The sequence below is a fragment of the Escherichia sp. MOD1-EC6819 genome (genome assembly GCF_002965765.1).
In the GTDB taxonomy this organism is placed as follows: Bacteria; Pseudomonadota; Gammaproteobacteria; order Enterobacterales; family Enterobacteriaceae; genus Escherichia; species Escherichia ruysiae.
Window position 1 is genome coordinate 223,884 of record NZ_PTRG01000001.1, and the last position, 14,326, is coordinate 238,209.

General features: G+C 52.8%; 12 protein-coding genes. 9 read left to right on the forward strand and 3 right to left on the reverse strand.

Going from position 1 to position 14,326, the window contains the following annotated elements; genetic code table 11:
- Nucleotides 1-10: 10 nt before the first annotated feature.
- On the reverse strand, nt 11-649 hold the full coding sequence (gene msrA, locus A7Z06_RS01110) for a peptide-methionine (S)-S-oxide reductase MsrA (RefSeq protein WP_000051459.1): 639 nt from the start codon (nt 647-649) through the stop codon (nt 11-13).
- Between the two features lie 204 nt (nt 650-853).
- On the opposite strand from msrA, the gene tamA reads away from it, so the two are divergent.
- The 5 genes from tamA to chpB all read left to right on the forward strand — a co-directional run bounded on the left by tamA (nt 854) and on the right by chpB (nt 7,513).
- Nucleotides 854-2,587 (forward strand): autotransporter assembly complex protein TamA, encoded by a 1,734-nt coding sequence (tamA, locus tag A7Z06_RS01120; protein ID WP_032226403.1) that lies wholly within the window; start codon nt 854-856, stop codon nt 2,585-2,587.
- Nucleotides 2,584-6,363, forward strand: coding sequence for an autotransporter assembly complex protein TamB (gene tamB / locus A7Z06_RS01125; RefSeq protein ID WP_105279310.1), 3,780 nt, complete (start codon nt 2,584-2,586; stop codon nt 6,361-6,363). Before tamA ends, tamB begins: the two co-directional genes overlap by 4 nt.
- Nucleotides 6,364-6,365: 2 nt before the next feature.
- Nucleotides 6,366-6,710, forward strand: coding sequence for a gamma-glutamylcyclotransferase family protein (locus tag A7Z06_RS01130; protein WP_001219162.1), 345 nt, complete (start codon nt 6,366-6,368; stop codon nt 6,708-6,710).
- 207 nt (nt 6,711-6,917) lie between these two features.
- The gene (gene chpS, locus A7Z06_RS01135) at nt 6,918-7,169 is read left to right on the forward strand and encodes a type II toxin-antitoxin system antitoxin ChpS (protein WP_001223205.1); all 252 of its coding nucleotides are present in this window, start codon (nt 6,918-6,920) and stop codon (nt 7,167-7,169) included.
- The gene (chpB, locus tag A7Z06_RS01140) at nt 7,163-7,513 is read left to right on the forward strand and encodes an endoribonuclease toxin ChpB (RefSeq protein WP_000239583.1); all 351 of its coding nucleotides are present in this window, start codon (nt 7,163-7,165) and stop codon (nt 7,511-7,513) included. The genes chpS and chpB overlap by 7 nt, the downstream gene beginning before the upstream one ends.
- Before the next feature lie 78 nt (nt 7,514-7,591).
- On the opposite strand, the gene ppa is transcribed toward chpB, so the two are convergent.
- Nucleotides 7,592-8,122, reverse strand: a complete 531-nt coding sequence (gene ppa, locus A7Z06_RS01145) for an inorganic diphosphatase (RefSeq protein WP_000055074.1) — start codon at nt 8,120-8,122, stop codon at nt 7,592-7,594.
- A 308-nt stretch (nt 8,123-8,430) separates the two neighbouring features.
- Here ppa and ytfQ point away from each other — a divergent pair, with 308 nt between their 5' ends.
- The 4 genes from ytfQ to yjfF all read left to right on the forward strand — a co-directional run bounded on the left by ytfQ (nt 8,431) and on the right by yjfF (nt 13,120).
- Entirely contained in the window at nt 8,431-9,387 is a 957-nt protein-coding gene (gene ytfQ / locus A7Z06_RS01155; protein WP_000265933.1) for a galactofuranose ABC transporter substrate-binding protein YtfQ, read from the forward strand.
- A gap of 212 nt (nt 9,388-9,599) precedes the next feature.
- Nucleotides 9,600-11,102: a galactofuranose ABC transporter, ATP-binding protein YtfR gene (ytfR, locus tag A7Z06_RS01160; RefSeq protein ID WP_000205844.1), complete on the forward strand. Its 1,503-nt coding sequence runs from the start codon at nt 9,600-9,602 to the stop codon at nt 11,100-11,102.
- Between the two features lie 13 nt (nt 11,103-11,115).
- A complete protein-coding gene (gene ytfT / locus A7Z06_RS01165; protein ID WP_010346247.1) occupies nt 11,116-12,138 on the forward strand; it encodes a galactofuranose ABC transporter, ATP-binding protein YtfT in 1,023 nt (340 codons plus the stop codon).
- Nucleotides 12,125-13,120: a galactofuranose ABC transporter, permease protein YjfF gene (gene yjfF / locus A7Z06_RS01170; RefSeq protein WP_000596004.1), complete on the forward strand. Its 996-nt coding sequence runs from the start codon at nt 12,125-12,127 to the stop codon at nt 13,118-13,120. The genes ytfT and yjfF overlap by 14 nt, the downstream gene beginning before the upstream one ends.
- A gap of 32 nt (nt 13,121-13,152) precedes the next feature.
- On the opposite strand, the gene fbp is transcribed toward yjfF, so the two are convergent.
- Nucleotides 13,153-14,151: a class 1 fructose-bisphosphatase gene (fbp, locus tag A7Z06_RS01175; protein ID WP_000853753.1), complete on the reverse strand. Its 999-nt coding sequence runs from the start codon at nt 14,149-14,151 to the stop codon at nt 13,153-13,155.
- Nucleotides 14,152-14,326: the final 175 nt, after the last annotated feature.

The window sequence follows — 14,326 nt, forward strand, 5'->3', positions numbered from 1 at the left end:
CCTTTTATTGCTACGCTTCAGGCGGCAGGCAAACGCCGATCCCACCAATTCCGCAATAACCATACGGGTTTTTATGCAGATATTGCTGGTGGTCATCTTCGGCATAATAAAACGGTGTCGCGTTAGCGATTTCCGTGGTGATGTGACGATCGTCATCGGCGGCAAGCATCGCGGCCTGGAAACGTTCCAGACTGGCGCGGGCGGCAGCATCCTGTTCTGGTGTTAGCGGATAAATCGCGGAACGATACTGCGTGCCATGGTCATTGCCCTGACGCATCCCTTGTGCGGGATCGTGATTCTCCCAGAATACTTGTAACAGTTGTTCGTAGCTGATCACTGACGGATCGTAAACCACGCGTACCGCTTCGGCGTGGCCGGTATCACCAGAACACACTTCCCGATAAGTCGGGTTTGGCGTGTAGCCGCCGGTATAACCTGCGGCGGTGCTGTAAACACCGGGAAGTTGCCAGAAAAGGCGTTCCACGCCCCAGAAACAGCCCATAGCAAAAATGGCGATTTCCATTCCGTCAGGCACATTTGTCATTGAGTGACCGTTGACTGCATTCAACGTGGCTACGGGCATCGGGGTATTACGTCCAGGAAGGGCATCGGCGGGGGAAACCAGATGCTTTTTATCAAATAAACTCATGGTATCGCTCTCCCGAAATCGGTCTTTGGGGTTTAGGTTGTAACAAGAGACGTATTTGCACACAATAACTCTCGTGAATGTGTATAAAGTAAAACATAAGAAATATTTTGGATTTAGTCTGCTTTTAAATCCATATTGCTGGTTTTTTGTTAAGCCGTTTAACGGGGTTCCAGGGGCAGGAACAAAGGATATTCAGGAGAAAATGTGCGCTATATCCGACAGTTATGTTGTGTAAGCTTACTCTGCTTTGGTGGTTCTGCTATCGCCGCGAACGTCCGTCTACAGGTCGAAGGGTTATCAGGACAGCTGGAAAAAAATGTTCGTGCACAGCTTTCTACGATTGAAAGTGATGAAGTGACGCCAGACCGGCGATTTCGCGCGCGTGTCGATGATGCCATCCGCGAAGGCCTGAAGGCGCTGGGCTATTACCAGCCGACCATTGAATTTGATCTCCGACCACCGCCAAAGAAAGGGCGACAGGTTTTGATCGCCAAAGTCACGCCCGGCGTACCCATTTTGATTGGCGGCACCGATGTTGTGCTGCGCGGTGGTGCACGGACCGATAAAGACTATTTGAAGTTGCTCGATACTCGCCCGGCTATAGGCACGGTGCTGAATCAGGGTGACTACGAAAATTTCAAAAAGTCCTTAACCAGCATCGCGTTGCGCAAAGGCTATTTCGATAGTGAATTTACCAAAGCCCAGTTGGGTATTGCACTTGGCTTGCATAAAGCCTACTGGGATATTGATTACAACAGTGGCGAACGCTACCGCTTTGGGCATGTGACCTTCGAAGGCTCACAGATCCGCGATGAGTATCTGCAAAACCTTGTTCCGTTTAAAGAAGGTGATGAATACGAGTCAAAAGACCTGGCAGAGCTGAACCGCCGTCTCTCCGCCACTGGTTGGTTTAACTCGGTGGTGGTCGCACCGCAGTTTGATAAAGCGCGAGAAACAAAAGTATTGCCGCTTACCGGCGTCGTTTCGCCGCGCACGGAAAATACGATTGAAACCGGGGTAGGGTACTCAACGGACGTAGGTCCACGTGTTAAAGCGACGTGGAAAAAGCCGTGGATGAACTCTTACGGTCACAGCCTGACCACCAGCACAAGTATCTCTGCACCGGAACAGACTCTCGACTTTAGCTATAAAATGCCGCTGCTTAAGAACCCGCTGGAACAATATTATCTGGTACAGGGTGGTTTTAAGCGCACCGATCTGAACGATACGGAATCCGACTCTACAACTCTGGTGGCCTCCCGTTATTGGGATCTCTCCAGCGGCTGGCAGCGCGCCATTAACTTACGCTGGAGTCTTGACCACTTTACCCAGGGTGAAATTACCAACACCACGATGCTGTTTTATCCAGGCGTGATGATTAGCCGCACGCGTTCACGCGGCGGCCTGATGCCGACCTGGGGCGACTCGCAACGCTACTCAATCGACTATTCAAACACGGCCTGGGGCTCGGACGTCGATTTCTCTGTGTTTCAGGCGCAAAACGTCTGGATACGCACACTCTACGATCGCCATCGTTTTGTCACGCGCGGCACGTTGGGCTGGATTGAAACGGGTGACTTCGACAAAGTGCCGCCTGATCTGCGTTTCTTTGCCGGGGGTGACCGTAGCATTCGCGGCTATAAATACAAATCTATTGCGCCGAAATACGCCAATGGTGACCTGAAAGGGGCATCAAAACTGATAACCGGATCGCTGGAGTATCAGTACAACGTGACCGGAAAATGGTGGGGCGCGGTGTTTGTCGATAGCGGCGAAGCGGTAAGCGATATTCGCCGCAGTGACTTTAAAACTGGCACCGGGGTTGGCGTGCGCTGGGAATCGCCAGTCGGGCCGATCAAGCTCGATTTCGCGGTTCCGGTCGCTGACAAAGACGAGCATGGTTTACAGTTTTACATCGGTCTGGGGCCAGAATTATGAGTTTATGGAAAAAAATCAGCCTCGGCGCGGTTGTCGTCCTCTTACTGTTGCTGGGGTCGGTGGCATTTCTGGTGGGCACCACCAGTGGTTTGCATCTGGTATTTAAAGCGGCAGATCGCTGGGTGCCAGGGCTGGATATCGGTAAGGTGACCGGCGGCTGGAGCGACCTTACTCTGTCTGACGTTCGTTATGAGCAGCCAGGTGTGGCGGTTAAAGCGGGTAATCTGCATCTGGCGGTTGGGCTGGAGTGCCTGTGGGACAGCAGCGTTTGTATTAATGACCTGGCGCTGAAAGACATTCAGGTCAATATAGACAGCAAAAAAATGCCCCCTTCAGAGCAGGTTGAAGAAGAGGAAGACAGCGGCCCGCTGGATCTCTCCACGCCGTATCCCATCACCCTGACGCGGGTGGCGCTGGATAACGTCAATATCAAAATTGATGACACCACGGTGTCGGTGATGGACTTCACCTCCGGTCTGAACTGGCAGGAGAAAACCCTGACCCTGAAACCGACATCGCTGAAAGGCCTGCTGATTGCACTGCCGAAAGTGGCGGAAGTGGCGCAGGAAGAAGTCGTCGAACCGAAAATTGAAAATCCGCAGCCGGATGAAAAACCGCTCGGCGAAACGCTGAAAGATCTCTTTTCTCGCCCGGTATTGCCGGAAATGACCGACGTGCATTTGCCGCTCAACCTGAATATTGAAGAGTTTAAGGGCGAGCAGCTGCGCGTGACGGGCGACACGGACATCACCGTGCGCACCATGTTGCTGAAAGTGAGCAGCATCGACGGCAATACCAAACTGGACGCGCTGGACATCGACTCTAACCAGGGGAGCGTTAACGCCAGCGGTACGGCGCAGCTGTCCGGTAACTGGCCGGTAGATATCACCCTCAACAGCACACTGAACGTGGAGCCGTTGAAGGGTGAAAAAGTGAAGCTGAAAGTGGGCGGTGCGCTGCGCGAACAACTGGAGATTGGCGTTAACCTTTCTGGTCAGGTGGATATGGATCTGCGTGCTCAGACGCGGCTGGCGGAGGCTGGACTGCCGCTCAATGTCGAAGTCAACAGCAAGCAACTTTACTGGCCGTTTACCGGCGAGAAGCAGTATCAGGCGGACGATCTGAAACTGAAACTCACCGGCAAAATGACCGATTACACGCTCTCTATGCGCGCGGCAGTGAAGGGACAGGAGATCCCGCCAGCCACCATTACCCTCGATGCGAAAGGTAATGAACAGCAGGTGAATCTCGACAAACTCACCGTCGCGGCGCTGGAAGGGAAAACTGAGTTGAAAGCGTTGCTCGACTGGCAGCAGGCGATTAGCTGGCGTGGTGAGTTAACGCTTAACGGCATTAACACCGCGAAAGAGTTTCCGGACTGGCCGTCGAAACTCAATGGTTTGATCAAAACGCGCGGCAGCCTGTACGGCGGCACCTGGCAGATGGACGTGCCGGAGTTGAAGCTGACTGGTAACGTTAAACAGAACAAAGTGAACGTTGACGGTACGCTGAAAGGCAACAGTTATATGCAGTGGATGATCCCTGGTCTGCATCTGGAACTGGGATCTAACAGTGCCGAAGTGAAAGGTGAACTGGGAGTAAAAGATCTCAATCTTGATGCCACGATCAACGCGCCGGGTCTGGATAACGCGCTGCCAGGGCTGGGCGGTACAGCGAAAGGGTTGGTGAAGGTTCGCGGTACGGTGGACGCGCCGCAGTTGCTGGCGGATATCACCGCGCGCAACCTGCGCTGGCAGGAACTCTCCGTGGCGCAGGTTCGCGTGGAAGGCGATATAAAATCCACCGATCAGATTGCGGGTAAACTCGATGTGCGCGTTGAGCAAATTTCGCAGCCGGATGTGAATATCAACCTCGTCACCCTGAATGCGAAAGGCAGCGAAAAGCAGCACGAGCTACAACTGCGGATTCAGGGCGAGCCGGTTTCCGGACAGCTCAATCTGGCGGGCAGTTTTGATCGCAAAGAAGAACGCTGGAAGGGAACGCTGAGTAATACCCGCTTCCAGACGCCAGTCGGCCCGTGGTCGCTGACCCGCGATATTGCGCTGGATTACCGCAATCAGGAGCAAAAAGTCAGCATCGGGCCGCACTGCTGGGTAAACCCGAACGCGGAACTGTGCGTGCCGCAAACCATTGATGCCGGGGCTGAAGGGCGTGCGGTGGTGAATCTCAATCGTTTCGACCTGGCCATGCTGAAACCGTTTATGCCGGAAACCACTCAGGCAAGCGGCATCTTTACAGGTAAAGCAGACGTTGCCTGGGACACCACCAAAGAAGGGCTGCCGCAGGGTAGCATCACCCTTTCCGGGCGTAACGTGCAGGTGACGCAAACCGTCAACGACGCGGCGCTGCCGGTGGCGTTTCAGACACTGAATCTGACGGCGGAACTGCGCAACAACCGCGCTGAACTGGGCTGGACCATCCGCCTGACTAATAATGGTCAGTTCGATGGTCAGGTGCAGGTGACCGATCCACAAGGCCGCCGCAATCTCGGTGGCAACGTCAACATCCGCAACTTTAACCTCGCGATGGTAAACCCCATCTTTACGCGTGGGGAAAAAGCGGCGGGGATGGTGAGTGCTAATTTACGTCTGGGCGGTGATGTACAAAGTCCGCAGCTTTTTGGTCAGCTCCAGGTTACGGGGGTGGATATCGATGGCAACTTTATGCCGTTTGATATGCAGCCGAGCCAGCTTGCGGTCAACTTTAACGGTATGCGCTCGACGCTTGCGGGCACCGTGCGAACCCAGCAGGGTGACATTTACCTGAACGGGGATGCAGACTGGAGTCAGATTGAAAACTGGCGCGCGCGGGTGACGGCAAAAGGCAGTAAGGTGCGGATCACCGTACCGCCGATGGTGCGTATGGATGTGTCGCCAGATGTCGTATTCGAAGCCACACCAAGCCTGTTTACCCTTGATGGTCGCGTTGATGTACCGTGGGCGCGCATTGTGGTGCACGATCTGCCAGAAAGTGCGGTGGGCGTCTCCAGCGATGTCGTGATGCTCAACGATAACCTACAACCGGAGGAGGCGAAAACTGCGTCGATTCCGATTAACAGCAACCTGATTGTCCACGTCGGCAACAATGTGCGCATTGATGCCTTTGGCCTGAAAGCGCGGCTGACGGGCGATCTCAATGTCGTACAGGACAAACAGGGACTGGGGCTGAACGGACAGATCAACATTCCGGAAGGTCGCTTCCATGCCTATGGTCAGGATCTGATCGTTCGCAAAGGCGAGTTGCTGTTCTCTGGTCCACCGGATCAACCGTATCTTAATATCGAAGCAATTCGTAACCCGGATGCTACAGAAGACGACGTAATCGCCGGTGTTCGCGTCACCGGACTGGCGGATGAACCGAAAGCGGAGATCTTCTCTGACCCGGCGATGTCGCAACAGGCTGCGTTGTCTTACTTGTTGCGTGGACAAGGGCTGGAAAGCGATCAGAGCGACAGCGCGGCGATGACCTCGATGCTGATTGGTCTGGGGGTTGCACAAAGTGGTCAGATTGTGGGTAAAATCGGCGAGACATTTGGCGTAAGTAATTTAGCTCTCGACACCGAGGGAGTAGGCGACTCCTCCCAGGTGGTGGTCAGCGGCTATGTATTACCAGGTCTACAAGTGAAATACGGCGTGGGGATATTTGACTCTATAGCAACACTCACGTTACGTTATCGCCTGATGCCAAAGCTATATCTGGAAGCCGTGTCTGGTGTAGATCAGGCACTGGATTTGCTCTATCAGTTCGAGTTTTAGCGATGCGAATATTTGTCTACGGCAGTTTACGTCACAAACAAGGCAACAGCCACTGGATGACCAATGCCCAGTTGCTGGGCGATTTCAGTATCGATAACTATCAACTGTACAGCCTGGGCCACTATCCAGGCGCAGTTCCGGGTAACGGAACGGTACACGGTGAAGTTTATCGTATTGACAACGCCACGCTGGCCGAACTTGATGCCTTGCGCACCAGGGGCGGTGAATACGCGCGCCAGTTGATTCAGACGCCGTACGGGAGTGCATGGATGTACGTTTATCAACGACCCGTCGATGGATTAACGCTGATTGAAAGCGGCGACTGGTTAGACAGGGATAAGTCATAATATAAACACGCCACCTTCGGGTGGCGTTGTTTTTTCGAGGTATCTCGCATTCTTTTTTGTAACTTCCCCGCCTGTTTCTTTTCCTTCCGAGCCGCTTTCCATATCTGTTAACGCATAAAAAACTCTGCTGGTGTTCACAAATGCGCAGGGGTAAAACGTTTCCTGTCGCACCGTGAGTTATACTTTGTATAACCTAAGGAGGTGCGGATGCGTATAACCATAAAAAAATGGGGGAACAGTGCAGGTATGGTCATTCCCAATATTGTGATGAAAGAGCTTAACTTGCAGCCGGGGCAGAGCGTTGAGGCACAGGTGAGCAACAATCAACTGATTCTGACCCCCATCTCCAGGCGCTACTCGCTTGATGAACTGCTGATGCAGTGCGACATGAATGCACCGGAACTTAGCGAGCAGGATGTCTGGGGTAAATCCACCCCTGCGGGTGACGAAATATGGTAAAGAAAAGTGAATTTGAACGGGGAGACATTGTGCTGGTCGGCTTTGATCCAGCAAGCGGCCATGAACAGCAAGGTGCTGGTCGGCCTGCGCTTGTGCTCTCCGTTCAAGCCTTTAATCAACTGGGAATGACGTTGGTTGCTCCCATTACTCAGGGCGGAAATTTTGCCCGTTATGCCGGATTTAGCGTTCCGTTACATTGCGAAGAAGGCGATGTGTATGGCGTGGTATTGGTGAATCAGGTACGAATGATGGATTTACGCGCCCGTCAGGCAAAACGTATTGGTCTGGCTGCGGACGAGGTGGTGGAAGACGTGTTATTACGTTTGCAGGCGGTGGTGGAATAAGATGTGTTTATTTATCGCGGACATAAAAAACCCTTACTAACCGAAGCCCGGCGTTCAGGGTTATTGCGCTAGAAGAACTTATTTATTCTTTGCGCGCTCGAAGGAAGCAACGATTTCAGCTTTAGCGGCTTCGGCGTTATCCCAGCCGTCAACTTTAACCCATTTGCCTTTTTCGAGGTCTTTGTAGTGCTCGAAGAAGTGAGCGATCTGAGCCTTCAGCAGTTCCGGCAGATCGTTAACGTCTTTGATGTGATCGTATTCTTTGCTCAGCTTGCTGTGCGGAACAGCAACCAGTTTCGCATCTTCACCGGCTTCGTCGGTCATTTTCAGAACGCCAACCGGACGGCAACGGATCACAGAACCCGGCTGCAGCGGGTACGGAGTCGGAACCAGTACGTCAACCGGATCACCGTCCAGAGACAGGGTGTGGTTGATGTAACCGTAGTTGCACGGATAGAACATCGCGGTGGACATGAAGCGGTCAACGAACAGTGCGCCGCTCTCTTTGTCGATTTCGTATTTGATCGGATCTGCGTTAGCCGGGATTTCGATAACAACGTAGATGTCTTCCGGCAGATCTTTACCCGCAGGGACGTTGAGTAAGCTCATGTCTGTTTCCTTTAAAATATGTGGCAAACAAGTGCCGAGTATTATAGCCAACTCGCGCCGAATGTCTTCGCTTGTTTTCGTCCTCATATTCCTTTTTCGCCAGTTTTAAGACGGCTTGTGGAGCAGGAAAATCCATAACCGTAGCCGCATTTTTCATAGTGATATGAAAGCGATTACAAACTTGTGATTAACGTTTTATTTACTTTTTTGAAGTGTGATGTAACGCAATCCGTTACATAACGAATTGTCTATAGTTTTTTCGCGAACATCTTTTCACCAATAATAACTATCCCGACGAGGACAACCCTATGTGGAAACGCTTACTTGTAGTCTCTGCAGTCTCGGCAGCCATGTCGTCTATGGCGTTGGCCGCTCCATTAACCGTAGGATTTTCGCAGGTCGGATCAGAATCCGGCTGGCGCGCCGCAGAAACCAACGTGGCGAAAAGTGAGGCCGAAAAACGCGGTATCACGCTGAAAATTGCCGATGGTCAGCAAAAGCAGGAAAACCAGATTAAAGCGGTACGTTCCTTTGTTGCACAAGGGGTAGATGCAATCTTTATTGCTCCAGTGGTGGCGACGGGTTGGGAACCGGTATTAAAAGAGGCGAAAGATGCCGAAATTCCGGTCTTTTTGCTCGACCGTTCCATCGACGTGAAAGACAAATCTCTCTATATGACCACCGTTACTGCCGACAACATTCTGGAAGGCAAGTTGATTGGTGACTGGCTGGTGAAAGAGGTCAACGGTAAACCATGTAACGTGGTTGAGTTGCAGGGTACTGTTGGGGCAAGTGTTGCCATCGACCGTAAAAAAGGCTTTGCCGAAGCTATTAAGAATGCGCCAAACATCAAAATCATCCGCTCACAGTCCGGTGACTTCACCCGCAGTAAAGGCAAAGAAGTTATGGAGAGCTTTATCAAAGCGGAAAACAACGGCAAAAATATCTGCATGGTTTACGCCCATAACGACGACATGGTGATTGGTGCAATTCAGGCAATTAAAGAAGCGGGCCTGAAACCGGGTAAAGATATCCTCACGGGTTCCATTGACGGCGTACCGGATATCTACAAAGCGATGATTGATGGCGAAGCGAACGCCAGCGTTGAACTGACGCCGAATATGGCAGGCCCCGCTTTTGATGCGCTGGAGAAATACAAAAAAGACGGCACTATGCCTGAAAAGTTGACCCTGACCAAATCCACCCTTTACCTGCCTGATACTGCAAAAGAAGAGTTAGAGAAGAAGAAAAATATGGGGTATTGAGGGACATCAATACCTGATGCCAACTTGTACGCCGCCGGATAAGGCGTTTAGGCCGCATCCGGCAGTTGTGCAGTACCGGACTTAACACCATGCACAATCTGTCCCCTCGCCCCTTCGGGGAGAGGGTTAGGGTGAGGGGGACAAACGGCGCAGCTCTTAACATCAGGCACGATCTATTCCCAGACTTTTAGAGCGTGGCTAAGGGGGAAACCATGACGACCGACCAACACCAGGAAATCCTCCGTACCGAAGGATTAAGTAAATTTTTCCCCGGCGTCAAAGCGTTAGACAGCGTCGACTTCAGCCTACGGCGCGGTGAAATTATGGCGCTGCTCGGTGAAAACGGAGCCGGTAAATCGACGCTGATCAAAGCACTTACCGGTGTCTACCACGCCGATCGCGGTACTATCTGGTTGGATGGTCAGACTATTTCACCAAAAAACACCGCCCACGCACAACAACTTGGCATCGGCACCGTCTATCAGGAAGTCAACCTGTTACCCAACATGTCGGTAGCCGACAATCTATTCATAGGCCGCGAACCCAGGCGTTTTGGCCTGCTACGCCGTAAAGAGATGGAAAAGCGCGCTACAGAACTGATGGCATCGTATGGCTTCTCCCTCGACGTGCGTGAACCGCTCAACCGTTTTTCGGTGGCGATGCAGCAAATCGTCGCCATTTGTCGGGCTATCGATCTCTCCGCCAAAGTGCTGATCCTTGATGAACCTACCGCCAGCCTCGACACTCAGGAAGTAGAGTTGCTGTTTGGCCTGATGCGCCAGTTGCGCGATCGCGGCGTCAGCCTGATCTTTGTTACGCACTTTCTCGATCAGGTTTATCAAGTCAGCGATCGGATCACCGTCTTACGCAACGGCAACTTCGTTGGCTGTCGGGAAACCCGCGAGCTACCGCAGATCGAACTGGTCAAAATGATGCTTGGGCGCGAACTCGACACCCACGCGCTACAACGTGCCGGGCGGACATTACTTAGCGACAAACCCGTTGCCGCGTTCAAAAATTACGGTAAAAAAGGCACGATCGCACCGTTTGATCTCGAAGTACGCCCCGGCGAGATCGTCGGTCTGGCAGGATTGCTGGGATCAGGGCGTACCGAAACCGCTGAAGTTATCTTCGGTATCAAACCCGCTGACAGCGGTACTGCGCTGATCAAAGGCCAACCACAAACCCTGCGATCGCCACATCAGGCTTCGGTACTGGGCATTGGTTTTTGTCCGGAAGACAGAAAAACCGATGGCATCATTGCCGCCGCCTCGGTGCGGGAAAATATCATCCTTGCCTTACAAGCCCAGCGCGGCTGGCTGCGACCAATTTCCCGCAAAGAACAGCAAGAGATTGCCGAACGTTTTATCCGCCAGCTTGGCATTCGCACACCTTCAACTGAACAACCGATAGAGTTTCTCTCTGGTGGCAATCAGCAAAAAGTGTTGCTCTCACGCTGGCTGCTGACTCGTCCGCAATTTCTGATCCTCGACGAGCCAACGCGCGGCATTGACGTTGGCGCCCATGCTGAGATCATCCGCCTGATTGAAACGCTGTGTGCCGATGGCCTGGCGCTGCTGGTGATCTCCTCAGAACTGGAAGAGCTGGTGGGCTATGCCGATCGGGTGATCATCATGCGCGATCGCAAACAGGTGGCGGAGATCCCGCTGGCAGAGCTTTCCGTTCCGGCGATCATGAATGCCATTGCGGCGTAAGGAGAACAGTGTGATGCCTCAATCTCTCCCTGACACCGCGTCGTCGAAAAGGCGTTTTCGCTGGCCGACGGGAATGCCGCAACTGGCGGCGCTGTTGCTGGTGCTGCTGGTCGATAGTCTGGTCGCCTCACATTTCTGGCAGGTGGTACTTCAGGATGGGCGTTTGTTCGGTAGCCCCATCGACATTCTTAACCGTGCAGCACCCGTTGCGCTGTTGGCGATTGGCATGACGCTGGTGATCGCCACTGGCGGTATCGATCTTTCAGTTGGTGCGGTGATGGCTATCGCAGGAGCCACAACTGCCGCGATGACGGTGGCGGGATTCAGCCTGCCGATTGTTTTGTTAAGCGCCCTTGGCACCGGCATCCTGGCGGGATTGTGGAACGGCATTCTGGTGGCGATCCTCAAAATCCAGCCGTTTGTCGCCACTCTGATCCTGATGGTTGCCGGGCGCGGCGTGGCGCAACTGATCACCTCCGGGCAGATCGTCACGTTTAACTCGCCGGATCTCTCGTGGTTCGGCAGTGGATCGCTGCTGTTCCTGCCAACGCCAGTCATTATCGCCGTGCTGACGCTTCTCCTGTTCTGGCTGTTGGCCCGCAAAACGGCGCTGGGGATGTTTATCGAAGCCGTTGGTATCAACATTCGGGCGGCAAAAAATGCCGGAGTAAACACGCGGATCATCGTCATGCTTACCTACGTGTTGAGCGGGCTGTGTGCGGCAATCGCGGGCATTATCGTGGCGGCGGATATTCGCGGTGCCGATGCCAACAACGCCGGATTATGGCTGGAACTGGACGCTATACTCGCGGTGGTGATCGGCGGTGGATCGCTGATGGGCGGGCGTTTTAACCTGCTGCTTTCGGTAGTGGGGGCGCTGATCATTCAGGGAATGAACACCGGGATTTTACTTTCGGGCTTTCCGCCAGAGATGAACCAGGTGGTGAAAGCGGTGGTGGTGCTTTGTGTACTGATTGTTCAGTCGCAACGCTTTATCAGTCTGATTAAAGGAGTGCGTAGCCGTGATAAAACGTAACTTGCCACTGATGATCACCATCGGCGTTTTTGTGCTGGGCTATCTCTACTGCTTGACGCAGTTTCCCGGTTTTGCTTCCACGCGAGTGATATGCAATATCCTGACCGATAACGCCTTTTTGGGGATTATTGCTGTCGGTATGACCTTTGTGATCCTCTCCGGCGGGATCGATCTTTCCGTCGGTTCGGTGATTGCTTTTACCGGCGTGTTTCTGGCAAAAGTGATTGGCGACTTTGGGATTTCACCACTATTGGCCTTCCCGCTGGTGCTGCTGATGGGGTGTGCATTCGGCGCATTTATGGGGCTTCTGATCGACGCGCTGAAGATCCCGGCATTCATTATTACCCTTGCGGGAATGTTCTTTTTGCGTGGCGTCAGCTATCTCGTTTCGGAAGAGTCGATCCCGATTAACCATCCGATTTACGACACACTCTCAAGCCTTGCGTGGAAAATTCCCGGCGGTGGGCGTTTAAGCGCGATGGGATTACTGATGCTGGCGGTCGTGGTTATCGGTATTTTCCTCGCGCATCGCACCCGCTTTGGTAATCAGGTGTATGCCATTGGCGGCAACGCGACGTCGGCAAACCTGATGGGGATTTCTACCCGCAGCACCACGATTCGCATTTATATGCTTTCCACCGGACTGGCAACGCTGGCGGGGATTGTCTTCTCGATTTACACCCAGGCCGGATACGCGCTGGCAGGCGTAGGTGTGGAACTGGACGCTATCGCGTCGGTGGTGATTGGCGGCACGTTGTTAAGTGGTGGGGTAGGGACGGTATTGGGGACGCTTTTTGGCGTGGCGATTCAGGGACTCATTCAGACTTACATAAACTTTGACGGTACGCTGAGTTCATGGTGGACGAAAATCGCCATCGGCATTTTGTTGTTTATTTTTATTGCATTACAGCGTGGGCTAACGGTGCTGTGGGAGAATCGTCAGAGTTCACCAGTGACAAGAGTCAACATTGCGCAGCGATAAAAACGCCTCTCCGTGTGGAGAGGCGCAGGAGATTACGCGTCCGGGAACTCACGGATAAAGCGTTCGACATCTTCAACCATATGGTCATTGCCGACGAAGAACGAACGGCGCTGGTGCAGGGTTTCCGGGATGATATCCAGAATACGCTCTTTGCCATCGCTCGCTTTACCGCCCGCTTGTTCCGCCAGGAATGCCATCGGGTTGCACTCATACAGCAAACGCAGTTTGCCGTCCGGGTGGCTGGCGGTGCTTGGGTAGAGATAAATTCCACCTTTCAGCAGGTTACGGTGGAAATCCGCAACCAGTGAACCGATATAACGCGAGGTATACGGGCGGTTGGTGGATTTATCTTCTTCCTGGCAGAATTTAATGTACTTCTTCACCCCGTTAGGGAACTTAATGTAGTTTCCTTCGTTGATGGAGTAGGTTTTGCCTTTCTCCGGGAAGCGCATCCGTTCCTGGCACAGGCAGAAAACGCCGAGTGAAGGATCATAGGTAAAGGCGTGAACACCGCATCCTGTGGTGTAAACCAGCATGGTAGAGGAGCCGTATACCACGTAACCTGCGGCAACCTGTTTGTTACCAGGCTGGAGGAAATCTTCTTCCGTTACCGGCGTACCGACAGGTGTAACGCGGCGGTAGATGGAGAAAATCGTACCGACAGAGACGTTAACATCGATGTTGGACGAGCCATCCAGTGGATCCATCAGCACAACGTATTTTGCGTGTTCACAGCCTTCAAAGACGACAATCTCATCTTCTTCTTCAGATGCAATGCCCGCAACGATATCGCGCGCTTTCAATGCGGCTTTCAGTTTTTCATTAGCGAACAGATCGAGTTTCTGCTGAACCTCGCCCTGCACGTTCTCAGCACCGCTGGCACCCAGGATATCAACCAGTCCTGCTTTGTTGATATCGCGATGGATAATCTTGGCGCCCAGTTTTATTGCCGACAGCAAAGCAGTGAGCTCACCGGTAGCATGAGAAAACTCGTGCTGCTTTTCGACAATAAATTCACCTAACGTTTTCATAAAACTTTCCCTGCAATGTTTATGGAGTAAAGCGACCGCAACAATCTTAACAAATAATCTGAATGTTGCGCTCAGGTGAATCGCGCCAGCAAATTACGGATTATCCTGAAATGCGTTTCTCACTTGCCCGACATATGCGTAAAATGAGCGGTAGATTAAAAAAGGATAATGACGT

Excerpts from the sequence above, each read along its gene's own strand:
- msrA (WP_000051459.1), bottom strand. The coding sequence starts at position 649 with ATGAGTTTATTTGATAAAAAGCATCTGGTTTCCCCCGCCGATGCCCTT.
- tamB (WP_105279310.1), top strand. The coding sequence starts at position 2,584 with ATGAGTTTATGGAAAAAAATCAGCCTCGGCGCGGTTGTCGTCCTCTTA.
- A7Z06_RS01130 (WP_001219162.1), top strand. The coding sequence starts at position 6,366 with ATGCGAATATTTGTCTACGGCAGTTTACGTCACAAACAAGGCAACAGC.
- chpS (WP_001223205.1), top strand. The coding sequence starts at position 6,918 with ATGCGTATAACCATAAAAAAATGGGGGAACAGTGCAGGTATGGTCATT.
- chpB (WP_000239583.1), top strand. The coding sequence starts at position 7,163 with ATGGTAAAGAAAAGTGAATTTGAACGGGGAGACATTGTGCTGGTCGGC.
- ppa (WP_000055074.1), bottom strand. The coding sequence starts at position 8,122 with ATGAGCTTACTCAACGTCCCTGCGGGTAAAGATCTGCCGGAAGACATC.
- ytfQ (WP_000265933.1), top strand. The coding sequence starts at position 8,431 with ATGTGGAAACGCTTACTTGTAGTCTCTGCAGTCTCGGCAGCCATGTCG.
- ytfR (WP_000205844.1), top strand. The coding sequence starts at position 9,600 with ATGACGACCGACCAACACCAGGAAATCCTCCGTACCGAAGGATTAAGT.
- ytfT (WP_010346247.1), top strand. The coding sequence starts at position 11,116 with ATGCCTCAATCTCTCCCTGACACCGCGTCGTCGAAAAGGCGTTTTCGC.
- fbp (WP_000853753.1), bottom strand. The coding sequence starts at position 14,151 with ATGAAAACGTTAGGTGAATTTATTGTCGAAAAGCAGCACGAGTTTTCT.